Raw genomic sequence first — 24,840 nt, forward strand, 5'->3', positions numbered from 1 at the left:
CGGTGGACTCGCTCAATGCTGTCGGGGGCTTGCCGGGGGTGCGTTTGAGCGCTGCGGGTGGTGTTTCTCGCGGGCGCTACACATCGGGACACCGCAAAGTGCCATATCCCACAGTTTACCGTATGTGGGCGGGGCGGGCGGGGCTCCCCATTACCCGAACCCGCGCGAATTCGCTACAGTTAGTAGGTACAAACTAAGAGAAACCCCGAACCGAATCGGGGGGAAAACATCCCTACCGAGGATGCGAGGCGTGCCTCGGCCCGGCCATAGCCGCCCCGAGCCGCACATAACACCACACCAGGAGAGCACCATGCGCGTACACATCGCGACCGACCACGCTGGCCTCGAACTGAGCCACTACCTGATCGAATCCCTCACCGCCGAGGGCTACGAGATGATTGACCACGGCCCCGCCGAGTACGACCCGCTGGATGACTACCCCTCGTTCTGCATTAACGCCGCCCTGGGCGTGAAGCGCGACCGTGAAGCTGGCTTGGATTCCCTTGGCATCGTGCTGGGCGGTAGCGGTAACGGCGAGCAGATGGCCGCCAACAAGGTTGAGGGCATCCGCGCGGCCCTGGCCTGGAACCACGACACCGCGGCCCTGGCCCGCGAGCACAACAACGCACAGGTCGTTGCTGTGGGCGGCCGCCAGCACAGCAAGGAAGAAGCACTGGAAATCATCAAGATCTTCCTGGCTACCCCCTGGACCAACGAGGAGCGTCACGCACGCCGTATCGGCCAGCTGGCTGAGTACGAGCAGACCGGCGACATTGCCGGCAAGCAGATTGACGCTGCCTAAGCTTTAACATCTGAGGCGCATAGTGCAGGCTATGCGCCTCGGTCGTCTCTGCACTCCATATCATCCACACTATTTCTAGCCGACAAGTTTTCGAGGAGAACCCGTGCCCGAAGGACATTCCATCCACCGCATCGCCCGCCAGATGAGCGACGTGTTCACCGGCGAACGCGTGCAGGTTTCCTCCCCGCAGGGGCGCTTCACCGACGGGGCAGCCCTGCTGGACGGGCACACCATCACCGGCGCCTACGCGCACGGTAAGCACCTGTTCGTCACCTTCGAAAACGACCTGACCCTGAACGTGCACCTGGGCATCTACGGCAACTGGACCTTCGGGGGCGACGAGACGTTCACAGGCGCCTCGAGCATCGGCGCGCCCCGCAAGATTGGAGAGAAAGAATACGCGGCGGGGGAGGAGCAGTCCTACGCTGGCCCGCCCGAGCCGAAAGCCACGGTGCGCTGCCGTATCGTTTCGGAGCACGGCTGGGCCGACCTGGTCGGACCCACCATCTGCCGCACCCTAACGCCGGAGGAGGTACGCACCGTCCGCTCCAAGCTCGGCCCCGACCCGCTCAACCCGGATGCCGACCCCGAACGCTTCTACCGCGCGGCACGCAAAAGCTCCCGCCCCATTGGCGTGATTCTCATGGACCAGGCGGCCATCTCGGGCGTGGGCAATATCTTCCGCGCCGAATCGCTGTACCGCCAGAAGATTGACCCGCTACGCCCCGGCAAGAGCCTGAGCGACGACGAGCTCAAGCGCCTCTGGGAAGACAACAAGCACCTGCTGGTCATCGGCGTGCGCGTGGGCCGCATTATCACCACCGAGCCCGAAGACCGCCCCGGTATTCCAGAGACTGAGGCCTGGCCCGACCACGCAAACTACGTATACAAGCACCAAGGCGAGGCGTGCCCGCGATGCGGCACCACCATCCGCATGGAAGAAATCGCCGGACGCAAGCTCTACTGGTGCCCCGGCTGCCAGGTATAACCCTGGCGCAACATCCCTGAGGCTACACACCATTTGACAGTCTGGAAAGAACCCCGATATCATAAACGGGTTCCATGCGGGGATGTAGCTTAATGGTAAAGCCTCAGTCTTCCAAACTGATTACGCGGGTTCGATTCCCGTCATCCCCTCGCACAAATCCCTCCGACGTTGTCGGGGGGATTTTTTGTGCTCGGGGATGCCGGGAATCGCTTACGCATGCGGATTTGTTTCCTCGCGCGCTCGGAATCCGCACGCTCCAGCTCGTCATCCCCTCCACAAATCTCGCTCTAGGTTGCCGGGAATCGCTTCCGGGCGAAAATACATTCCCTCGCGCGCTCGGGATTTTCGCCCTCCAGCCCGTCATCCCCTCGATAACTAGTCTCCTGGAATCGCTTACGCATGCGGATTTGTTTCCTCGCACGCTCGGAATCTGCACGCTCCAGCCCGTCATCCCCTCTACAAATCCTTTCCGCACCCTCGGTAATCGTTTACGGCGAAACCCGCGCCCGCATCCGCCGTTCTGTTGGGCATTTAGCGGGAAAACAGGTAAACTAGGGCATTGACTGTGTTAAACCGCTTCGGCGCATAACGCGGTCGGTTTCACGGGGCGTGGCGTAGCTTGGCTAACGCGCCTGCTTTGGGAGCAGGAGATCGCAGGTTCGAATCCTGTCGCCCCGACGTGAAACGAGCGCCGCGACATCGTATCGTGTCGTGGCGCTCTTTCCAGTAAGCAACCGCGGCACACACGACTCGTGCCGCACCGAACGATATGAGGAGATCACGGACGTGAAGACCGCCGTCGAGAAGCTCAACCCGACCCTCGCAAAGATTGAGGTCGAGGTTCCCTTCGTAGAATTCAAGCCCTACCTGGACCGCACCTACAAGAACCTGGCTGGCCAGATTAGCGTTCCCGGCTTCCGCAAGGGCAAGCTGCCCAAGCAGCTCATCGAGCAGCGCGCGGGCTTCGACTACATCGTTGAGGCATCCCTGAACGACGCCCTGAACGACTACTACGCACAGGCGCTGGGCGAGAACGACCTCTCCCCCCTGGCACAGCCCGAGCTGGACGTTCAGTCCCAGCCCACCACTGAGGACCGCGAAGCTGAGGTTAAGCTGACCATCACCGTGACCGTCCGCCCCGAAATCGAGCTGCCCAAGTACGAGGGCCTCGAGGTTGAGGTGGACGAGGTCGAGGTGACCCCCGAGGACGAGGTTCAGGCACTGGACGCTCTGCGCGAGCGCTTCGGCACCCTGAAGACCGTCGAGCGCCCCGCCGCCGACAAGGACTTCGTGACCATCGACATCGCCGCAGAGATCGACGGCGAGCAGGTGGACGCAGCTAACGACCTGTCCTACCAGATTGGTTCCGGCACCATGCTTGAGGGTATCGACGAGGCCCTGACCGGCCTGTCCGCTGGCGAGGACGCAACCTTCGAGACCAAGCTCTCCGGCGGCGACCAAGCTGGCGAAGAGGCCGTCATCAAGGTCAAGCTGACCGCTGTTAAGGAGCGCGAGCTGCCCGCAGCTGACGACGAGTTCGCACAGCTGGCTTCCGAGTTCGACACCATCGAAGAGCTGAAGGAAGACATCAAGAAGCAGGTTGCCGAGGCCAAGGTTGCCGAGCAGGGCGTCCAGGCACGCGACAAGGTCCTGACCAAGCTCGTTGAGCTGGTTGAGGTCCCCGTTCCCGAGAAGGTCATCGAGGATCAGCTGGAGCAGCACTTCAACAACCCCAACGCTGAAGCAGGCCACGACACCGAGGAGCACCGCGCCGAGGTTCGCGAGAACACCGAGACCGCCTTCAAGAACGAGATGGTTCTGGATGCCCTCGCCGACGCCCTGGAAGTGACCGTTGACCAGGCTGAGATGATCAACTACATCATCACCATGAGCTCCCAGTACGGCATGGACCCGAACCAGTTCGCACAGATGCTGGACGGCTCCGGCCAGGCTGGCGCACTGGTCGGCGAGGTTCGCCGCTCCAAGGCTCTCGCTGAGGTTCTGAAGACCGCAGTGGTCAAGGACTCCAAGGGCAACACCGTTGACCTGTCCAAGTTCCTGGGCCAGGGTGAAGAGGCAGCCGCCTAATCCCTCCCACGTATAGCTGGCGCGTGGCGCTCGCGGGGTAATCTTCGAGGGCGGACGCGTTGGCGCGCATGTCGTATCGCCTCGGCGGGTATTCACTGGTTTTGGTGGGTGCCCGCCGAGGCGTTTCTGTGCCCATCGCGAAATCATGGGCTACCCGCGCACCGCCCAGGGATAGGCCGGCTGTCGCCCGGGTAAAGTGAGCTTCACCCCCTGGCGAACGGGCAACGCGCGAAGGAGCGGGGGAAGGGCAACTATCGGTAAGGTAGTAGCAACGAAACTTTTCGCGTGCGCTTCAGCGCGCCGTGTGCGCAACGATGCCGCGAAGCCCCTAAGAGAAGAAGAGGAAGAATGTCCAGCTACATGCCTCTGCCCATCGGCGCCTCCCAGGCTGCCGGCGTGGCGCCCTCGCCGTCGATGGCAACCCCCATCGTTGGCGCCCAGGAAGATTACGTGTACAACAGCCTCCTGAAGGAGCGCATCATCTGGCTCGGCTCCGAGGTGCGCGACTCGAACGCTAACCTCATCTGCTCGCAGATGCTGCTGCTCTCCGCAGAGGACCCCGAGGCGGACATTTACCTGTACATCAACTCGCCCGGTGGCTCCGTGACCGCCGGTATGGCCATCTACGACACCATGCAGCTCATCCCGAACGACGTGGTGACCGTGGTGACCGGCATGGCGGCATCCATGGGCCAGTTCCTGCTCACCGCGGGCACCATCGGCAAGCGTTACGCCACCCCGAACGCCCGCATCCTGATGCACCAGCCCCTCGGCGGCATCGGCGGTACCGCATCCGATATTCGAACCCAGGCCGAGCTGATTCTGGATATGAAGAAGCGCCTGGCAGAGATTACCGCGGAGCGCACCGGTAAGAGCCTGGAAACCATCCTGAAGGACAACGACCGCGACAACTGGTTCAACGCACAGGAGGGCCTGGAATACGGCTTCTTCGATCACATTGCCACCACCGCCGGTAAGCTGCCCGAGCCGAAGAACGCATAAGGGAGATGCACATGAACTACCTGCCGAACGATATCACCACCTCGGCGCCGGCTATGCCGAGCAACCGTTACGTGCTCCCCAGCTTCGAGGAGCGCACCCCCTACGGCTACAAGCGTCAGGACCCCTACGCCAAGCTGTTCGAGGACCGCATCATCTTCCTGGGCACCCAGGTGGACGACGCATCCGCTGACGATATCATGGCTCAGCTGCTGGTGCTGGAGGCACAGGACCCCGAGCGTGACATCACCCTGTACATCAACTCGCCCGGCGGCTCCTTCACCGCGATGACCGCCATCTACGACACCATGCAGTTCATCCGCCCCGAGATCCAGACCGTGTGCCTGGGCCAGGCGGCTTCGGCTGCGGCGGTTCTGCTGGCTGCCGGTACCCCCGGCAAGCGTCTGGCGCTGCCGAACGCTCGCGTGCTGATTCACCAGCCCGCCCTGAGCGGTCAGCAGGGTGGTCAGGCCTCCGACATTGAGATTCACGCGAACGAGGTTATGCGTATGCGTGAGTGGACCGCCCAGACCCTGGCCCTGCACTCGGGCAAGACCTACGAAGAGGTTGACCGCTCCATCGAGCGTGACAACATTCTGACTGCGGCTGCTGCCCTGGAGTACGGCCTGGTCGATAAGGTCCTGGAGTCTCGTAAGCTGCGTAAGCCTGCGATCAATACCGCTATTTCCCACACCTAAGCCGCTACCTCGCTTGGTGGCTCGCCGAGCGATGACCGAGTGAGGAAACGGTGACCGCCGTGGGAGGGGACGGAACGGTATCCGACACCCTATACGCCGTGTAGGCGTAGGGCTCGGGAGCCGTTCCGTCCCTTATCTTTGGGCAGCGTATTGTGGCAGGATCTGCGACGTAACACAGTGGGTGTCTTGTAAGCTGTCGAGCGGCTCCTCGAGGCCACCAATACCCCTCGAAATAGGGCTGGTGAAAGGACGTGCCGACGTCATATTTAACCCGGTTCGTCATATGGGTATCGACTATCTTCTTCGAAGGTCGTAATTCTGAGTTCCGGGGTGAACTCCGGTAGCCTAGAGGGGTAGAGATCATCTCTCACCTCACCGTGAAGAGCGCCCGGCCCCTCCGCGCGCCGCACCGAGAGACGACCACACGATTGAAAGGGGATTCTCGTGGCAACAGATATTACCTTGCCCCCCGAGCAGCCCAGCGCCAGCATGCGGTGCTCCTTCTGCAAGAAGACGCGCGCGCAGGTGTTCAAGATTGTGCTCGGCCCGAATGTCTCCATCTGCGATGAATGTGTGGATCTCTGCGAAGAAATTCTGGCTGATGAACGTCTGAAAGCAAACGCTCCGGCTGCCGCATCTCCTAAACAGCTGGCCACCCCGCGTGAGATTTACAGTTACCTCAACGATTACGTGATTGGTCAGGACGCCGCGAAGCGTACTCTGGCGGTGGCGGTATACAACCACTACAAGCGTATTCACGACCTGGACAACCCGGTACTGACCTCCCGCACGCTCTCTGCGACGGCGGGGGAACAGGTTGAGCTGGGCAAGTCGAATATCCTGATGCTCGGCCCGACCGGTTGCGGTAAGACCTACCTGGCCTCCACCCTGGCGAAGAAGCTGGATGTGCCCTTCGCCCTGGTTGACGCAACCACCCTCACCGAAGCCGGTTATGTGGGTGACGACGTGGAAAACATTCTGCTGCGCCTCATCAATGCCGCCGACGGCGATATTGCGAAGGCTCAGCGTGGCATCATCTACATTGACGAAATCGACAAGATTGCCCGCAAGGGTGGGGAGAACCTCTCCATTACCCGCGATGTATCCGGTGAGGGCGTGCAGCAGGCGCTGCTGAAGATTATTGAGGGTACTGTGGCGACCGTACCGCCGGAGGGCGGACGCAAGCATCCGGCCCACGCGAATATTGAGATTGATACCTCAAATATTCTCTTCATCGTGGCTGGTGCCTTCGACAATATTGACGACCGCATCGCGGCCCGCGTGGGTGCCGGCGGCATCGGTTTCGGTGCCGACCTGGGCGGTACGGTGAGGGACCCTCTCGAGCAGATTATGCCCGAGGACCTGGTCCACTACGGCATCATCCCCGAGCTGATTGGCCGCCTGCCGGTCATCTCGACCCTGAGCGAGCTCAACGAGGAGGAACTGGCTCGAGTGCTGACCGAGCCGAAGAACGCACTGCTCAAGCAGTACCGTCACCTCTTCGCGCTGGATGGCGTGGATCTGATTATTGACGATGCGGCCGTGGCCGCTATCGCCCGCCTTGCCTCCGAACGCAAGATTGGCGCCCGCGGTCTGCGTTCCATGATGGAACAGATCCTGCAACCGGTGATGTTTGAGATTCCGGACCGCACTGACGTAACGTCCATCGTCATCGGTGAGGACACCGTGCTCAACGGCACGGAGCCTCGCTATGTGCTGCAGGCTCCCGACCCGGGAACCGAGACCACTCGCACCACGAAGAGGGATGCGAAGACCGCCTCCCTGAAGGCTGCGAAGGCCAGCCGTAAGGTGGCCTAACCGAATACTTCTAGCTGAAGAGGCTAGGGAATAAAGGAGCCGCCACCTCGGTTGTACGGGGTGGCGGCTCGCTAGCAGGTACCGGGTGTAGGAACCGTGGGCCTGGCTAGTGCAGATACCACAGGTGAACATAGGCGCCGGGCCGCACGGGCGGCTGGCGCATTCGTATACGAGAGGAACACTCATGGCTGAGAACGCACCCGCACAGGTTGATTTCTGGTTCGACCCGATTTGCCCCTGGTGCTGGATTACCTCCCGCTGGGTTGGTGAGGTGCAGAAGGTCCGCGATATTGAGGTGACTTGGCGTCCCTTCTCGCTGTCCATGCACAACCAGGGTCGTGACCTGCCCGCCGACTACCAGGCGATGATGGACCGGTCCTGGGCACCTACCCGCCTTATCACCGCTGTGCGTGAGTTGCACGGTAACGAGGTCATCAAGCCCCTCTATGACGCTCTGGGCGAGCAGATTCACCACAACGGCAACAAGGCTGATTCCTACCGCGACGCCATCGTCAAGGCGTTGGAGGAGGTTAGCCTGCCCGCAGATCTGGCGGACGTTGCCTTTACCGACAAGTACGACGAGCAGATGCGCGCCTCCCTGGACCTCGCTCTGGAGACCGTGGGCGGCACGGACATCGGCGTTCCGCTGATCTCCATTAACGGCACCGCATTCTTCGGCCCGGTGATCTCCCCGAGCCCTGCCGGTGAAGAGGCGGGTAAGCTCTTCGACGGTGCCCTGGCGCTTGCTTCCTACCCCGGCTTCTTTGAGCTGAAGCGCCCCCGCACCGTGGGCCCGATTTTCCACGGTGAGGACGGCGAAGCCTAAACATCCCCGCGCCGAGGCTCCGTAGAGCTCTTCGGCTACAGAACATAAAAGTACCGCCCGGTCGTTGAATGACCGGGCGGTACTGTGCTTCCCAAAGCGTGTAGAGCCTTCAGCTAGCGATGGTGAGGGCGGCCCGCAGAAGCCGTTTTACGTGCTTTCTGCGTCTGCTGTACTTTCTGCACTTTACGCTGGACTCTGCGCTCCAAAACCTTTGGATGCGTCGCACGCTGCACAATCTTCGTATCGCGCATGTGGAAGGTGCGGGTCGCGGTGTACTGGACCGCCGCATCCGAGGTGAATGCCAGCATCGCGAACACCGCCACGCCCAGCTGGAAGAAAATCGTGGACAGCGGCAGGGACTGGTGCCCCCACAACACGCCGCCGGTAATCGCCGCGAAGTTCAAAGCCGTCAGCAACAGAGCCAAGCGGCGAGCCTTGGAAGAGCCTCGAAGGGTGCTCCACAGCAGGAAGAGATGGACCGCAGAATAGACGGCTACGAAGCCCACCAGCACCGCGCCGGTAATGGTCAGAAGCACAGCACTATCCACTTGATCGAACAGGCTCAGTAGCTCAATATCGCTACCAGATCCTTCCTCGAGGAGCTTGGCTCGCAGAGCCGGGCGGCTGAGCGCCAAAAGAACGCTGTTGACAATATCGGCAAGGGTCACGGCGATGAGCATACCCGAACCGACCAGCAGGCTCAGCGGCATGCGGTAGGCCAGGTCGTGGGCACTGGAGAGGTGAATGTCCTCCTGCTCGGTAGCTTCCACCCCCTCGTTGTTGAGAATCACAACCGGTAGCGCGCCGTCGGTTCGAATCGCATCGCCGCCGCCGTTACGAGCGTGGTAGCCCGAGGAGTAGTCGTGCAGAATCTCAACGCGGGTTTCCGGGTGAGCGTACTGAATGGACTCCACGATGTAGTCTCGCTCGAAGTCGGTTTCGGCGTCGATGCGGTGAGTGACCTGCAGGGTGAAGAAGCTGAACCCCACACCCGAGTCGTAGGTACCGGCAGCCAACCAGTCCACCCGATGACCACCCGGCAGTAGCCAGCCATCCGGGGTCTTCCAGAAACGTACATGGTGACGCTTCTCGGGGTTGCCGTTTACCTCCTGCTGGTAGGCGAAGGCCTGCGTCCTGCCGAAAATTTTGAGCGGGGAGACCGGCGCCTCCGCGTAGGAGCGACGGGTCATGGTGGAGAGAATAATCTTCCAGGAGGAGACGAGGGTGACCTCATCTGCGCGGGTCCAGCCGGCGTCCTGCATGACCTGGTGAATCTGCTCCTCTGCGCCAATCAGGGCGATATTGACCGGGTCGCCGAGTAAGCCGTCCGGGGTGCGGGTGCGCCCGATGAAGTAGTCGGGAACGTAGATGCGGGTCATGATGGAATGGAACCGCGGCAGGGTCAGGTATGCGGTGACCGCCCAGAAGACCAACGCGATGGGAACGCCCCACCAGGAATGGCCGACCGTGTTCAGCAGAATCATGATGGTCAGCACGACGGAGGCTACACCGGCAAAGATGAAAAAGAGAGTATCCCAGAAATCGACCCAGAAGCTGCGCGGGACAAGGTCCTGTGTTTCACCGCGCGTGTCGATATCGCCGCGGTAGACGGGCAGTGAGGTGACCGGCGGCGCAACATCACTACGCGTGGGACGTAGGATGCGTTTTGGGTGGGACATGCACGCCCTTTCTATGCGCTGAAATTGGTGCCAGAAAACTATACCAAAAGCTCGTCACACGGAAGATTCGGTGACAGAAGACCCACGGGCGAGGATAGCTCGTGGGTCTTTTCCGGGAGAGGTCTTATTCCGGGAGAGAACAGAGATTTAGTCGAGGGGGAAGCCGTCCTGCGCGGCGGCACGGTCCGCGGCGATAGTTGTCTCATGGTGTAGCATGTCTCGGCCTTCACGCATGAGGCGCACCCACTTACGGGTCAGTTCCTCGAGCTCGACTGCACTCAACGTGCCGGAGGCGATGCTGGTCTCGTCTGTGGCAGCGGAGTAGGTGATGTGTTCGTGCCAGAGCGCGTAGACCTCATCGGCGTAGGAGTCATGGAGCGCCTGGGCGTATTCGCGCGCATGGCGAATGTATTCTCCGAGGACTGAGAGGTAGTGTTGGAGCTGATCCTGGCTCGGGGTCGGGGTGTCGGCTGAGGATGGGTCAGCTGTTACCGGGGGAGGAGAGCTCTGCCTCGCGGGGGAGAGCGGGTGCTCCGATGCTGAATGGGGTGAACGTGGAATCATGAGCGGTCGTACGCGCCGACTACGGCGCGCGGGTAGGGTCGGGATGCGACTTCGCACCCCGACGACGGGTAGGGGGTGTGGCTGGTCGGAGTAATGATTCGTACCGGTGGCGTGCGCTCGCTGAAGTGAAGTGAAAGTGAAGTGAGGGGAACCCTCACAAACCATCATACAAAAAGTGTCCGTCAATCTTATAAGGTTGATTAGCGGCGGGGAACCCTAAAAAATGTGCATGTAAAAGCAATAATCTGCAAGGAGGCGGTCATAATCCCACATGGCAAAAGGTGAAAAATGTTCTTGGGAGAGATGAATCCCCAAGTCCAGGGGATTCAGGAAATGTGGCTGAGATGCGCGAGTTGTAGAAGGTCACGGTGTGAGTATTTGCCGAGAATCAGATTTGAGTATGAAAAAGATTACAAAATTTCTTTCTTTGGAATGAAGAAAAAGACATCATAAAGGCCCACGGCCCTCCACGACTCCAGCCGGAAGCACGCGAAGTGCAGAGACGCGAGGCGGGACGATACCGAAATCTCGGTACCGTCCCGCCTCGAATTATTCACTGCCGGCGCGGCCATCGGCTACGCAACGAGTGATGACGAATCACGGATGCGTCGCTTACTCGGCGGCTTCTTCCACCACGAGCACCACGTCGCGAACCTCGAGCTCACCCTCGGACGCCACCAGGGCCAGCTCGCGGGCGTTGCCAGCGGCCTTCAGATCGCCCAGGCCAGCCTCGACACGGTCCAGCTGAGCCTGCGGAGCCGCAATGGTAGCGGACTCAACCTCGGTGCGCTGCTTGACCTTCGCGTCGCTCTTTGCCTTGCGCAGGCCGCCCAGGGCCTCAGCAACATCCGGCAGGATCTGCTTGAGTGACTCAATCTGAGTCGGGTCAGCGTCCGCCAGGACCCACTGAGCCGAAATGCCAGCGGTCGGGTTCTGAGCGGAGTACTCAGCCAACAGGGTGCCCTCCAAGATGGGTAGTGCCTGCGGCCACTCGGCGCGGTGCACGCTACCTGCACGCCACCAGGACCAAATCTCTTCGGTCACGAAGGGCAGGAAGGGAGCGAACAGGCGGAGCAGGGCATCCAGGGTGGTGGCCAGGGCGGCCAGAACCGAAGCCTGCTCCTCCTCGCCTCGGGCACCGTAGGCGCGGTCCTTGACGAGCTCCACGAAGTCGTCGGTGAAGGACCAGAAGAAGCTCTCGCAAATCTGCAGGGCACGAGCGTACTCGTACTTCTCGAAGGCGGTGGTTGCCTCTTCAATCAGGTATGCCAGGCGGGCCAGCAGGGAGCGGTCCAGGGCGTTGATGAGCACGCGACCCTGAGCCTGAGAAGTGATGACGGACTTCTCGGTTGCGCCCAGGTTCAGCACAAACTTGGATGCGTTCAGCAGCTTGATTGCCAGGCGGCGGCCAATCTTCATCTGGCCTTCGTCGTAGGCGGTGTCGGCACCCAGGCGAGCAGAAGCTGCCCAGTAGCGCACAGCATCCGAACCGTACTTCTCCAGAACCTCGTTCGGGACCACGACATTGCCCTTGGACTTGGACATCTTCTTGCGGTCCGGGTCGAGAATCCAGCCGGAGAGCGCGGTGTTGTACCACGGCACGGAGGAGGCCAGGGTCTCGGAGCGCACGGCGGTGGAGAACAGCCAGGTACGGATGATGTCGTGACCCTGCGGGCGCAGATCCATGGGGAAGGTCTTTGCGTGCAGGTCCGGGTTTACGCCCCAGCCGGTTGCAATCTGCGGGGTCAGGGAGGAGGTGGCCCAGGTGTCCAGAACGTCCGGGTCTGCGATGAAGCCGCCGGCCACGCCGCGCTGTTCCTCGGTGTAGCCGGGTGCGGTCTGCGAGGCGGGATCCACCGGGAGCATGTCCTCGGCGGGCAGAATCGGGTTCTTGTAGTCGGGCTCGCCCTCTGCATCCAGCGGGTACCAGACGGGGAAGGGAACGCCGAAGAAACGCTGGCGAGAAATCAGCCAGTCGCCGTTCAGGCCCTCAACCCAGTTCTCGTAGCGGCTACGCATGAAGGAGGGATGCCAGTTGATTTCGCGGCCACGCTCGATGAGCTTCTCGCGACGGTCGGCATCGCGGCCACCGTTGCGAATGTACCACTGGCGCGACGCGACGATCTCGAGGGGCTTGTCACCCTTTTCGTAGAACTTCACCGGGTGGGTAATCGGCTTGGGGTCGCCGTCCATTTCGCCGGACTCAACCAGCATTTCGACGACGGTCTTCTGTGCGGTGAAGACGGTGGTGCCGGCCATGCGCTCGTAGCGCTCGCGGCCCTCGGCGGAGGTAATCCACTCGGGAACCTCGCGGGAGAAGCGGCCGTCGCGACCGATGAGCGCGCGGGTGTCCAGCTGCAGCTCGCGCCACCAGGTGACGTCGGTGGTGTCACCGAAGGTGCAGATCATGGCGATGCCGGCGCCCTTGTCGGGCTGTGCCAGCGGGTGCGCCTTGATTTCGACCTCAACGCCGAACAGCGGGGAGGTGACGGTGGTGCCGAAGAGCGACTGGTAGCGCTCGTCGTCGGGGTGCGCCACGAGAGCCACACAGGAGGGCAGTAGCTCGGGGCGGGTGGTCTCAATCCAGACCTTTTCGCCGTTGGGGCGGTGGAAGCTAATGCGGTGGTACGCACCGGGGCGTTCCTTGTCTTCCAGCTCAGCCTGGGCGACCGCGGTGCGGAAGGTGACGTCCCACATAGTGGGGGCCTCTGCCATGTAGGCGTTGCCTGCTTCCAGGTCCTTCAGGAAGGCCAGCTGCGAAACCTTGCGGGAGTGTGCGTCGATGGTGCGGTAGGTGCGCGACCAGTCGACGGACAGGCCGAGGGTGGTGAAGAGGTTCTCGAAGACCTTTTCATCCTCAACCGCGAGCTCTTCGCAGAGTTCGATGAAGTTGTTGCGGGAGATGCGCGGCCACTTCGCCTGGCTGCGGTCAGGCTTGGGGGTGCCGTCGGCCTTCCAGGTGATGAGGTCACGGAAGGAGTCGTTGTCTGCTACGGAAGGGTCGCAGAGAACGCCGTAGTAGTTCTGAACGCGGCGTTCGGTGGGTAGGCCGTTGTCATCCCAGCCGAGGGGGTAGAACACGTTCTTGCCGGTCATGCGCTGGTAGCGTGCAATGACGTCGGTCTGGGTGTAGGAGAACATGTGACCCACGTGCAGGGAGCCGGATGCGGTCGGCGGCGGGGTGTCAATGGAGTAGACCTGTTCGCGAGTGGTGTTCTCGTCGAATGCGTAGGTCTTCTCATCGGCCCAGCGCTGCGAGAGCTTCTCTTCGAGGCCTTCGAGGGCGGGGCGGTCGGGAACGTTAATCTGTACGGGCGAGTCTGAGCCCAAAATGTTTTCAGCCATAAGGGCTATTTTCTCATATTCACGGCATTCTCTCAGCTTTTAATGCTGGCTGTGCGCTGAGGATGTACCGGGTCACGGCCTCGATGGCCATTCGCGGGGTGCTTCGAGGGCTTGTCAGGGGCGTTCGTAGTGGGTGATGGCTTCTTCGAGGCGGCGTAGAAGCCTGGCGTATCGTGGGGTGAAACGGGCACGGCGCAGGGTGGCGGCGGGCCCACGGGAGTGGATGAGTGCATCCCAGGAGGCGGGGTCCAGGTAGGTTTGTCCCAGGAGCAGGTGTACTTCGACGGGGTAGGGAGTCCCGCTGGTGACTCGGTGCGCGGCGGCTCGCCGTTGCAATTCTTTGCGGCGGGTTCGGAGATCGGCGATGCGGTGGCGTTGAGATTTCACGGCGGTTTTTGGTAGCGGGGGATGGGGAATCATGGAGGGGGGGGCGAGCTATTGGAATGGGTCGTTCGTACCTGAAGATCGGTGTGTTCTGTGGATCATTTCAACACGTGACCGGACCTTTTGCAGGCATCATTCGGGGGCGTAGACTGAAATAGTACCAATCCTGAGGAGGCATTGATGAGTACGTTTAGTTTCTTTGGTTTGGGCGCTTTTGAGACCGCCGTTCTGCTGATTCATGTGGTACTGGTGGTGGCATGTATCGGGCACCTCAGCATGCGCAGTGGCTATGGGGAGGCGCGTATGCGCTTCGTTCTTCCCATTATCGCTTTTGTTCCGGGCGCCGCGATTCTCTACCTCATGTCTGCACGTGAGGGTACGGTTCCGCCGGATACTGTGAAGACCGGTAGTAGCTCGCCCGTGTACTTTGAGCACCGCCTTGGTTACCGCGATGGTGGCCGTAGCCGTTGGGGTCTTCCTCGTCGCCGCAAGTAATCGGGCTGCCCAGGCTTTTCCGAGCCATGAAAACTGAAAAATCAGAAATGTATGCCCGGTGTGTTTTGTTACAGAACACGGCCGGGCATCGTTATTTATGAGGATAGATATGACTAAGAACACTTACGTTCCCCCGTCTCCGTTTCGATCCTGGGCTGGGGACGGTAAGGTAGCCGTGGTGACCGGGGCATCCAGCGGAATTGGTCGTGCGACCGTGCACCAACTGGTTGCTACCGGATGGACGGTGTATGCTCTGGCTCGCCGTACCAATCTCCTCTACACTCTGCAGGAAGAGACTGGTGCGCATCCGGTTACCTGCGATGTCACTAATGAGACTGCCGTTGCGTTTGCTGCTGAGCAGATTCTGGGTGAGCAGGGGACTATTGACGCCCTGGTCAATATTGCTGGGGGAGCTATCGGCCTGGATCCTGTCTCTGAAGGCAAACCTGAGGACTACCTGCAAATGTACCGCATGAACGTGCTGGGAATCTTGAACACGGTTCGTGCTTTCAGTGAGGCACTGCGTCAGAGTGGTCACGGCACGATTCTGAATCTGACTTCTACTGCGGCCGAGCATGGCTATGAGGGTGGTGCTGGGTATAACGCCGCAAAGTTTGGTGCTCGTGGCCTGACTGAGGCGCTACGCCTGGAGGAGGCGGAACATAACGTGCGTGTCATCGAGATCTGTCCCGGCATGGTGCACACCGAAGAGTTCTCTCTGAACCGTCTGGGCTCGCAGGAGGCTGCTGACCGCGTGTATGAGGGCGTGCCGAACCCGCTCACCGCCGAGGATGTTGCGCAGACCGTAACCTTTGCGCTCAACGTACCGCACCACGTCAATCTGGATCGCGTCACCTTGCGTCCGGTGGCTCAGGCTAGCCAGTTCAAGGTGATTCGTACCGAGGGGTAGTTGCGTGTTGGGGTGGTAGACCCTTCGTGCGAATCTTCATCGTTAGGTTGTGCGGATAATTCGTGTGTTGGCCCCGTTTCAGGGATGGGTGTGCCCCCATTTCCCTGAGGCGGGGCTTTCGTGGGTAGTTGTGAGGTTTTTCCTCATGGAATAATGCGTAGATTTGTTAAATGCCAGCAAAAGATAAGTTCAAGAAATGTCACATCATGACATGGAGAGCTGAAATGAGCGAATTGGTATGTATTTCACCTCCTTATTCGGAATGTTTTATAACGATTTGGTAACACTTGAAGAGGGAAGGCGATAGGGCGCCGGGAAGAACAGGGGTGAATGTTAGCCTTTTAGCATCACACCCATGTTGAACACCCGATGGCCTTCGATAAGGGAGGCGTGTTCCCGGGGTTCACCACCGATAATTTAGAGATCGAGGAATAATGTCGAAGACTACCCGTCGCGTCTATAAGATTGCAGCAGCGGCAGCCTTTACTGCTGGCTCCGTTGTCGCAATTCCGGCTACTTTTGCGGCTGAGGCTCCCGCAGATCAGAACGGTCCGGCTGTTGCCGTCGCGCAGCACCCCAATGGTGAGGTGAACGTGGAGGCGGCCGCCCAGACTCCGGCTGCTACCGAGGCTCCTAAGGCTGAGGCTCCCAAGACTGAGACCCCGGCCCCGAATGCCACCGAGGCTCCTAAGGCTGAGGCTCCCAAGACTGAGGCCCCGGCCCCGAATGCCACCGAGGCACCCAAGACTGAAGCCCCGAAGGCAGAAGCTCCCAAGACTGAGACCCCGGCCCCGAAGGCAGAAGCTCCCAAGACTGAAGCCCCGAAGGCAGACCCCAAGACTGAGAGCCCGGCCCCGAATGCCACCGAGGCTCCTAAGGCTGAGGCTCCCAAGACTGAAGCCCCGAAGGCAGAAGCTCCCAAGACTGAGACCCCGGCCCCGAATGCCACCGAGGCTCCCAAGACCGAGGCTCCCAAGACCGAGACCCCGGCCCCGAATGCCACCGAGGCTCCCAAGACCGAGGCACCCAAGACTGAGCAGGCCGATCCCGCTATCGAGATTGAGGAAGCTGACTTCCCCGCAAACGCCGCTATCAACACCATTACGGTTCGCGCCTCCGGTTTCCAGGGGGCCAAGGTTGGCGTCTCTGTCAACGTGAGCATCTACGCTTTGGATGCTAATCAGCAGGTCACCGGTGACCCGATTGCAACCATCACCGTCGATGCCAACCAGATTAAGGATGGCGCGTTCAATGCCTCCTTCAATGTCCCTGCAGCTCAGCTTCCTGCTGGCGCATCCTACGCTCTAGTAGCTGTCAGCAACCCCCAGGGTCAGCCTGCCGAGAAGCTGGTGGCTCTTTCCTCCTTCAAGGTGACTGAGACTACCACTCCGCGTTCTCAGACTCCCAAGGCTGACGAGACTCCCGCCCCGGAAACCCCCAAAGCTGACGAGACCCCTGCTCCGGAAACCCCCAAGGCCGACGAGACCCCAGCCCCGGAGACTCCGACCCCCGAGACTCCCAAGGCAGAAACCCCCAAGGCTGACGAGACCCCTGCTCCGGAAACCCCGGCAGTTCCCGAGCCTCAGAACGCAACCCTCACGACCGAGAGTGCAAGCCTGGACCCGAACGATGAGTACAACGTGGTGACCGTCAATGGTGCGGGCTTTACCCACGAATCTGCTTCCCACGGCGTACAGGTGGCCATTTACCGTCTGGATGCCGACGGTAATATCACCGGTGAGGCTCTGGCTGTTCAGGATGTGCCCGCATCCGAGATTATGGAGGGCACCTTCACTGCGAAGCTTTCTGTGCGCGCCGATCGTCTGCTGCCTGGCTACGTGTACGCGCTTGTGGCCACCAGCGACCCGAACGGCCTGGTGCACCAGGTTGCTGTCACCACCGCCTCTGTGAGCGATGTGGACCACCCCGCTCCCACGGTGCCCGCCGCAAGTAACGACGATAACACTACCGTTCGCGATAACGGCGACGGCACCACCAGCGTCTTCACCGCGGAAATGAGCGAGGACGGTTCCGTGACCGTGACCGAGACTCGCGTTCCCTCCTCGCAGGCTCCCAAGGCCAAGGTTGGTAACACCCCGGTGACCGCTTCTTCTCAAGAAGGCCACACCGTGAGTGCTCGCGATGTCGCTGGCCGTAGCACTTCGGATAGCTCTTCGAGGTCGCAGTTGGCTCACACTGGTGCTGAAGGTGTCGCAGGTATTGCTGGTGTTGGTGCTGCAGCCCTGATTGCCGGTGCTGCGCTGATGCTCCTGCGTCGTCGTAGCCTCTAGGGTTTCTCTGTTCGCGTAGCGTCTTATGAAGCGTCCTCGCGGTTTCCCGGGATTGAAATAGTCCGGAGAAATCGCGGGGACGTTTCTGTGTGTTTGGAACAGCGTAGGCGTTAGATGGGGTGGCGCTCTGCTGAATGTGGTAATCGCAAGTGTAAAACCTTACACCTGGAAGAAAATAACTATATGTGCATAAATGTGCACATATGTCACCGCGATACTTGCATGCCTACGCTCACTTCAAACCCTCACCCTGAAGGGATACTTGAAACATTTTGCCTAGTCGATGTGTTTTGTGGGTGGTTGGTGGAGAAGATTCAGGTGGAAAACCTATTTTGTGTCTTATTGCATAAAAAAATAGTTGGTTCGTAAAGCGTCTTGGGCACCGAGAGCCTTTTTCTATTGGTAGTGTGGAACTACCGATAAATAGAGCGATTCCCCTCGCGCAGACTTCCACCTCAGATGGAGATTGAGAGTTTCACCTCTCAGTGCCTCATCGCCCGTGCCGAGGAGACCCCTCTCGCAAGGCTACCAATCCTGCGAAGGAATCAACCGTATATCTTCCCTCTGGGGATTGAGGCATTGTTGTCGCGCAAAGGGTATCGTTCACACTCACAGAAAAGGTGTGTTTCATGCCCGATCCCGCTCACTCAAAGACCCGAGCAACGGCCGCCATTGCGGCCTCCGTTCTAACTGCCGGCACCGGTGCGGCCCAGGCTGCGATTCCTGTGCACAACGCCGGCGACCTTTCCTCCTCTAGCATTCAACAGAGCCGCGCCCAGCGTTCCGACCGTGATGTGCACCCCTCGGTGCAGATTGAGCAGGGTTCTGCCATCAACCCCGCGCGTTCTCAGAGCATCACTGTCAGCGGCAATGGTTTTCTGGGTGAGGATGTTGAGAAGCACGGTATTGCCGTGTATGTCAGCGAGTACCGTAAGTACCCCCTGGCCGCTCTGAGTCGTGCCCGTGCGGTGACCATGACCCTCGTTCCTGCTTCCGACGTACACGAGGGTAGCTTTAGCACCCAGCTCACCCTGCCTGCGGGAACCCTTGATCCCAACCAGCAGTACGTGGTGGCGACCGCTGTCGTCAACCCTGATCTCGGCTACTCGGTTGAAGATACCTCGTACAATTCCTGGGTGCCCCTGGAAGTGCAGCCTGCAGACACTCAGGATGAGCCGCTCAAGGCCCAAATCCTTTCGGGTCAGCTGGAAATTCCGCAGGAGCAGAACCTGATTGTCTACAAGGCCACAGGCCTGGGTGATGCGCAGGCCTTCGAGATTATGACCTCGATTTATGCCATCGATGAGCAGGGTAATCGTCACGTGCTGGCTGCTTCGCCGGCGCGGGCTGATGTTGTCAATGGCACGCTCCTGGATGGTATTGAGGTGCCCGGTGCGCGTCTGGCCGTTTTGCAGGACGTTCACCCTGATGTGCGTTACGTGCTGAACGTTGAGATTGCCCCTTCGGCTTCCCGGGGCCTAGCTGTTCAGAGCATTGAGATTCCTTTTACTAACGGCTGGAACGTTGCTGAAACTGCAACCGCCGAGCCCGCCGCCGTCCCCGCTGATAAGCAGGACCCCGTACTTCCGGAAACCGACCCTCGACGCCATTACGATTTGCCGCGTAACACTCAGTTTGATCGAGTGCGTGATGCCTCGACGGGTCGCCCGGGGGAGCAGGAAGCAGTCGATTCGACAAATCATTCGTCTGTAGCTGCGGGTGCTCGCCTGCGGGTGGAAGAGACTGCCGTCCCCGAGAATGACATGGAGAAGACGCTCACTTTCACTGGTGAAGGGTTTGAGGGATCCGGTTCCGTTGCGCTGCAGGTGTACGCTCTGGGTTCTGACGGTCGAACTGTTGGTGACGCTGTTGCCTCCGGGGATGCTCGTGTGGAGGATGGCTCGTTCTCAGCGCATCTTCGGGTACCTGGTAGCGCCCTGAAGCCGGGTACGACTTACCGCGTGAGCGCAATCTACGAGGATTCCCGCGGAACCGTGCAGATCGTCACCGGTGGCTTCACTGTGGAACGTGATGGCGTGGATGCCTCGCATCCGTCCGACTCTCTGTCTGCTGAGCGGGTAGAAGCGCCAGCTACTGAGAAGCCCGCGGATAAGAAGCCTTCAGTGACTCCCTCTCAGAGTGCTCCGGCATCGGCTGCAGAGTCGAAGGAACCTGCTCCTGTGGCTTCTGCGTCTGAGGCTCCTGCATCGGCTGAGTCGGCTTCCTCTGCACCTGCTTCGGTTGCTACTCATGTAGCCGAGCGTGCTGGGCAGAAGTCTCAGAAGGCGACGGGCCTCACTCAGAAGGGTGAGCGTGAGCAGTTGGCTGCAACGGGTGCCTCCGGCATGCTGGTGATTAGCGCGGTGGGATCGCTTTCTCTGGCGGCTGGGGTATTTTTGACTCGCCGCGGTCACCGTGATGTGCGACTCACTTCCCGTTCGTAGGAGGGTGGCAAATACCCCCTCACAAGCCATAACATCAGATGAGGCGAGTGGGCGTTTCTTTCTCGTGAAAGAGGCGCCCATTCGCCTTTAACTTTTCATAAGGTTATACCTATAATTTAGAGTGCATTAGCTGGCGGTACTGCCACTCTCGATACCCCCTCACTACGGGGGAACGCGTTCTGAAACGCACATGGTCACCGATACGAGAGGCCGCCTTCCTGCTCTCACTTCCGAACTTCTGAGTGCAGGGGATTATGCGTAACCTGTCATTTACTCACTCACGAAAAGGTGACCATGTTTACCACGCAGCGAACTGCTCGCGGCGCGGCTCTCGTAGCATCTGCAGCCTTCGGGCTGGGAGGTACGCTGGCCCCTGCAACCTTGGCTCCCGCTTCTTTTGTGCCGGCTGCCCATGCACAGCCTCATGGCGCAACTTCTGCCGTGAATCAGCCTGCGTCCCGCGATGCGAACGTTGATGTTTTCATCATGGATTTGATAGGCCAGAGCGAGGACTACATCCTGATTAATCTGGGTGGCGTGAAGTCTCTCGATCATGTGCAGATGCGTTTGGTGGCGGTCACTGTGGATGGCTTGGAGATTGCCTCGATGGTGGTCCCCTCATCGCAGTTGACTGTGTCAAAGAATGACGACGGTTATCTTGATGTAAGTATTCACCAGCGCCTGAACATTGAACAGGTGTACATGGTGGAGGTCACCGATCTTCTGACGGGTGACTCCTCTTTTGTTGAGCTGGATCCCGAGTATGGCGAGAGCGTTGAGGGTCTTGTTGTTTCGCGTCAGAACCTTTTCTTTCCCGACACTCCGGGTGTGCAGCGTGCGCCTATCAACCCGGTAAGCCCTGTACCTCATCCTGTGGTGGATCCTGTGCCTTCGAAGGATGTGCAAGAGGACCGTCCGCAGCCCACGGCTGCTCCGGCCCCTGCACCGGTTCCTGCCACTTCGGAGAGTGTATCGCCGACTCCCTCAGCTGTTGCTTCTGAGAAGCCTGGCGGTGCGGAGGAATCTCGTGATCCTGAGCCTACCGCTGATGCTTCTGCCGCCCCGAAGCCTAAGGGTGACCGCATCCTGGTGTATGACCGTTCTTCAAATCAGATTCCAGCGGAGACTCGCGAAGCGACTCTGGAGATTTCTACCGCGGAGCTACGAGGTTCAAGCGACCTTCAGACGATTCGCACGAGCGTCAAGAACGTGGGGGAGAGCTCTCTTGGGTATGACGTTATGGTCTTTGAAATGCCTGCCGATGGGGGAGCTGTGGGTGCGCCCCTGGCTACTACCCATGTGAGTCCTGAGCAGGTTAAGGATGGTGCGTTCTCGGCTGATTTGAAGGTTCCTGGAACGTCGCTTATTGGCGGTAAGCGTTACCGGGTGGTGGCAGTGGGTGGAGAATCTCCTGATGAGCTGAAGCTCATGGCTACCTCCGCCTTTAGTGTGAGCATTATTCAGCGCGCAGGTTCGGCGGATGCCAGTGCGGATTCTAATAATCAGCCTAAGCCCACACTAGCTTATTCTTCGAGCGAGCAGCTGCCGGACTATTCCTCCTCGTCGAGTGATGCCTCACCTTCTGTGGCTGATTCCTTGCCGGCTCGAGGGGTTGTTGGGGACGTTGTCCCTCCCATCCCTTCGGCAGAAGGTGTTCTGAATCGTGCTGTTCTGGCTCGTAGCTTGGCAGAACGGGCAATTCCGCAGGCTCATGCGGTCTCAAGTAACTTTGTCACCGGTCCGAATGTCACCCCGGTCATGTCTGGATATGCTGCTTTTATTGGGGGGCGTACCGTTGTGAACCTGATGGGGTATCAGACGTCGGGGGGTAGCACTGAGAGTGTTGCTAGCCCTGCCGTGCGAGAGGGTTATCGTTTGGGCTCCGATGGGTTCTATACGCGGGGTACGAAAGCTCGTGGTGGCTCCGACTCTCAGAGTTTGGAAGCAAGCGCTTCGGAAGATGCACCTCTGCCGGAGGGGACCGTGCCGCTGGGAATTGCTTTGGCTGGTTCGGTGGTTTTCGTCGGTAGTGCCGTGATGGTGAATCAGTACCGCCGCCGAATGGAGGCTTCTATTGAGGCGGAAGCGACCGAAACGGTGGATGTGAGCGCGTAACGCGTCAGGGGAGTGGAGCCCACCTCCGGGAGGTGCCCCGTGGAAGTGATGCGCAGTATCGCTGGCCGCGGGGCATCTTTACGCTGGATGAGATGCGCGTCGCATTGTGGGATAGATTTTATTAAATCTTGTACAGTCTGCTGGCGGTTTAGCTGCTTGATATGCAGGGATTCTACGCAGGCAAAGAGCGAGTATTTACGCATTAAAATACTGCAAAGACTCTGATGCAGCTGCTTGAATTGGACAGTATATGTCGTACACTTGGACTTTTATTAAGGTTGAAATAATTGTTTGTGGAGTGTGTGACTCTCCTTCTCAATATCCATATTTATCGATAATGATGTTTCGGCGGGTAGCTATATGGTGTTTTACGCCAGGGTGCATATACCGGCTGACAATAAGCACACAAATGTAATGAGTCCAAAATCTTAGTACTCGTGTTAGGCTGAGATGTAACCGATGTATCGGCACACGCGATATTGCGAGGGAAAGGGCTTGTGGTGAGCCGTCCCTCATGAATATATTGTGTGTCCGCTTCGATTGAAATGGCACTATGATGATCACTCAACGACCTCGAACTTTCCGCGTCCTGTCGTTTGCTGTCTTGGCGACTACGGGTGTATTTGCGGTGCCCAATGCTTCTGCAGTTGAGGGAACCGGTTTTCCTGCCGATCAACAGTGTATTATTACTATTCTCAATTCTGAGAATCCTCAGAAATGCCCCTCACAAGATTTTGATATTGAACTCGACACCCTCGAGGTACTTATTCATTCTGTAGAGCAGAATCGGGTGACTCTCAACCTGCGGCCTCTCTACGGGGAGAAGTACACCGGTAGCTCGAATCGCTATCTTGTGGCGGTTCAGTATTACACCACCTCCGGCGAGGTTTCCGGAGACATTCTGACGTACATTCCTCAGGATCTAAGCGTGGAGAAAGCTCAGGACGACTCGACCCTTCTCGCTTTCACCCTGCCAACCACTCCGACGGAAGGTTACTACTCCATCGCCGTTCTTGATATGGATAGCTTCGATGCAGGCTACGGAGAGTTCAAAGTTAACTCCGGTGTGTTTATCCCTCATACTGTTCCAGCAGAGGATGACAATACGGGCGGCAGCGTATCGGGCACTCTTCTTGACGACGAGACGCTAAAGGTCCTGACGAAGGCACGCGAAGAAGCCCGTCACCCTCAGCCCTCGGCTTCGCGTAGCCCGAAAACGGCAGATAGCACGGGACGTGAAACCCAGGTTGTGCGTGAGGTACCGGGAGGCACCACTGCATCCCGAGATACCGCGAATATGAGCGTTCCGACGCTGAACGTTCGTTACGCCGAGCTACGTTCTGATGCGGAAACGAAGCCCGTGACCATCGTCGGTAAGAACCTGCCCGCTCGAGAAAACGGGTACGATTTGATGGTTCTTGAGACCGATATGCAGGGCAACCCTCGAGGTGACGCTGTCTCGTACACCCATGTGGGGGCTGATCACCTCATTGGAGGCAAGCTTGAGGTAGCTGTTGGCGTTCCAGGGTCGCTTCTCAAGACTGGTTCTGTCTATACCGCGTACCTGGTGTACGTTGATGAGCAGGATAACGACACTGCTGTGGCGTCGGTTCGGTTCAAGGTGAGCGCCGGAGCTGCACAGGATACCTCGAATTCTCCTGCAGTCGGTGGTGATAAGTTGGATGCTGCTACCGCGAAGAGTGACAACTCCGCGAGTGCTTCCTCGGGCACGTCCTCCGTAGCAACCGACGAGGGCTCGAATGCATCCCGTTCTCATGGAGCCGAATCTGCCGCGACCCGTGAGAGCCAGATGCGCGCCGAACGCCGCCAGCAGGGGCTTCAGGCGTTGGCCCAGGTGCGCACTATAGCTCCCCAGACTAATACTTCTGCAGGGCAGTCACCCCTGACTTCTGCATACGCATCGGGAGCCAGCGCCACCGCGATAAATGGGGAAGAGGGCGATGCTGTAAGGAGCGGATCCGCGTCTGCAAAACAGCCTGTGACTCCGGTAGATGGGGCTAAGGAGCAAACCCCTACTCGTCAGACTGAGATTAACTCTCGTTCGGCGGAGATTAATGCCTCTACCTCTCAGATACGTTCCGGATCAGCTTCGGGTCAGCAGGAAGGCGTAAAAGCTATATCCTCTTCGGAGCAGGCTACGGAGGATGCATCCGACTATAGGGTGACCTTCTGGGCTGCAGGTTTGGTGGGGCTGGGCCTGGTGACCGGTGCCGCGTGGATGGCTATTCGAAGGAACACTTTCTCCCTGCACCGTGTATTCCGCCGGTAAACCTGGAGGGATTAGGGGGCTCCCCTGACGTCAAGACATCGGGGGGGGGAAAACAAAATACCCTTGGGTGAATAAACCTTGGGGTTCATGGTAGGGTTGAGAGA

At 59.5% G+C, this 24,840-nt stretch carries 17 protein-coding genes and 2 tRNA genes; 15 read left to right on the plus strand and 4 right to left on the minus strand.

Going from position 1 to position 24,840, the window contains the following annotated elements:
• The first annotated feature begins 310 nt into the window (after nucleotides 1-310).
• The 9 genes from JX292_RS07705 to JX292_RS07745 all read left to right on the plus strand — a co-directional run bounded on the left by JX292_RS07705 (nucleotide 311) and on the right by JX292_RS07745 (nucleotide 8,219).
• Nucleotides 311-802 carry a ribose-5-phosphate isomerase gene (locus tag JX292_RS07705; protein WP_204863181.1) on the plus strand — a complete coding sequence of 164 codons (492 nt, stop codon included), beginning with the start codon at nucleotides 311-313 and terminating at the stop codon, nucleotides 800-802.
• A 103-nt stretch (nucleotides 803-905) separates the two neighbouring features.
• A complete protein-coding gene (locus JX292_RS07710; protein ID WP_204863182.1) occupies nucleotides 906-1,790 on the plus strand; it encodes an Fpg/Nei family DNA glycosylase in 885 nt (294 codons plus the stop codon).
• A gap of 78 nt (nucleotides 1,791-1,868) precedes the next feature.
• Nucleotides 1,869-1,939 (plus strand) — tRNA-Gly (locus tag JX292_RS07715).
• Nucleotides 1,940-2,393: 454 nt separating this feature from the next.
• A tRNA-Pro gene (locus tag JX292_RS07720) sits at nucleotides 2,394-2,468 on the plus strand.
• A gap of 108 nt (nucleotides 2,469-2,576) precedes the next feature.
• Entirely contained in the window at nucleotides 2,577-3,878 is a 1,302-nt protein-coding gene (gene tig / locus JX292_RS07725) for a trigger factor (RefSeq protein ID WP_204863183.1), read from the plus strand.
• Nucleotides 3,879-4,226: 348 nt separating this feature from the next.
• Entirely contained in the window at nucleotides 4,227-4,880 is a 654-nt protein-coding gene (locus tag JX292_RS07730; RefSeq protein WP_275586154.1) for an ATP-dependent Clp protease proteolytic subunit, read from the plus strand.
• Between the two features lie 5 nt (nucleotides 4,881-4,885).
• Nucleotides 4,886-5,575, plus strand: coding sequence for an ATP-dependent Clp protease proteolytic subunit (locus tag JX292_RS07735; protein ID WP_430538716.1), 690 nt, complete (start codon nucleotides 4,886-4,888; stop codon nucleotides 5,573-5,575).
• Between the two features lie 444 nt (nucleotides 5,576-6,019).
• The gene (gene clpX, locus JX292_RS07740) at nucleotides 6,020-7,393 is read left to right on the plus strand and encodes an ATP-dependent Clp protease ATP-binding subunit ClpX (protein ID WP_204863185.1); all 1,374 of its coding nucleotides are present in this window, start codon (nucleotides 6,020-6,022) and stop codon (nucleotides 7,391-7,393) included.
• Nucleotides 7,394-7,577: 184 nt separating this feature from the next.
• Nucleotides 7,578-8,219: a DsbA family oxidoreductase gene (locus JX292_RS07745; protein WP_204863186.1), complete on the plus strand. Its 642-nt coding sequence runs from the start codon at nucleotides 7,578-7,580 to the stop codon at nucleotides 8,217-8,219.
• Nucleotides 8,220-8,332: 113 nt separating this feature from the next.
• Here JX292_RS07745 and JX292_RS07750 read toward each other — a convergent pair whose 3' ends face one another.
• From JX292_RS07750 to JX292_RS07765, 4 genes are all read right to left on the minus strand, one after another.
• Complete coding sequence (locus JX292_RS07750) at nucleotides 8,333-9,898, minus strand: LssY C-terminal domain-containing protein (protein WP_204863188.1); 1,566 nt, start codon at nucleotides 9,896-9,898, stop codon at nucleotides 8,333-8,335.
• Between the two features lie 147 nt (nucleotides 9,899-10,045).
• Entirely contained in the window at nucleotides 10,046-10,462 is a 417-nt protein-coding gene (locus JX292_RS07755; protein WP_204863189.1) for a hypothetical protein, read from the minus strand.
• A 612-nt stretch (nucleotides 10,463-11,074) separates the two neighbouring features.
• Nucleotides 11,075-13,807: a valine--tRNA ligase gene (gene valS, locus JX292_RS07760; RefSeq protein ID WP_204863190.1), complete on the minus strand. Its 2,733-nt coding sequence runs from the start codon at nucleotides 13,805-13,807 to the stop codon at nucleotides 11,075-11,077.
• A 114-nt stretch (nucleotides 13,808-13,921) separates the two neighbouring features.
• Nucleotides 13,922-14,194, minus strand: coding sequence for a hypothetical protein (locus tag JX292_RS07765; RefSeq protein WP_204863191.1), 273 nt, complete (start codon nucleotides 14,192-14,194; stop codon nucleotides 13,922-13,924).
• Nucleotides 14,195-14,371: 177 nt separating this feature from the next.
• On the opposite strand from JX292_RS07765, the gene JX292_RS07770 reads away from it, so the two are divergent.
• The 6 genes from JX292_RS07770 to JX292_RS07795 all read left to right on the plus strand — a co-directional run bounded on the left by JX292_RS07770 (nucleotide 14,372) and on the right by JX292_RS07795 (nucleotide 24,736).
• Nucleotides 14,372-14,686 (plus strand): penicillin-binding protein, encoded by a 315-nt coding sequence (locus JX292_RS07770; RefSeq protein ID WP_204863192.1) that lies wholly within the window; start codon nucleotides 14,372-14,374, stop codon nucleotides 14,684-14,686.
• 109 nt (nucleotides 14,687-14,795) lie between these two features.
• On the plus strand, nucleotides 14,796-15,596 hold the full coding sequence (locus JX292_RS07775; protein ID WP_204863193.1) for an SDR family oxidoreductase: 801 nt from the start codon (nucleotides 14,796-14,798) through the stop codon (nucleotides 15,594-15,596).
• Between the two features lie 434 nt (nucleotides 15,597-16,030).
• Complete coding sequence (locus tag JX292_RS09095; protein ID WP_204863194.1) at nucleotides 16,031-17,887, plus strand: LPXTG cell wall anchor domain-containing protein; 1,857 nt, start codon at nucleotides 16,031-16,033, stop codon at nucleotides 17,885-17,887.
• A 629-nt stretch (nucleotides 17,888-18,516) separates the two neighbouring features.
• Complete coding sequence (locus JX292_RS07785) at nucleotides 18,517-20,331, plus strand: adhesin (RefSeq protein WP_204863195.1); 1,815 nt, start codon at nucleotides 18,517-18,519, stop codon at nucleotides 20,329-20,331.
• 294 nt (nucleotides 20,332-20,625) lie between these two features.
• On the plus strand, nucleotides 20,626-22,446 hold the full coding sequence (locus JX292_RS07790) for a propanediol dehydratase (RefSeq protein ID WP_204863197.1): 1,821 nt from the start codon (nucleotides 20,626-20,628) through the stop codon (nucleotides 22,444-22,446).
• A gap of 790 nt (nucleotides 22,447-23,236) precedes the next feature.
• Entirely contained in the window at nucleotides 23,237-24,736 is a 1,500-nt protein-coding gene (locus JX292_RS07795; protein WP_204863198.1) for a hypothetical protein, read from the plus strand.
• Nucleotides 24,737-24,840 lie beyond the last annotated feature (104 nt).

Origin of the sequence: Rothia mucilaginosa, assembly GCF_901875305.1 — a bacterium.
GTDB lineage: Bacteria > Actinomycetota > Actinomycetes > Actinomycetales > Micrococcaceae > Rothia.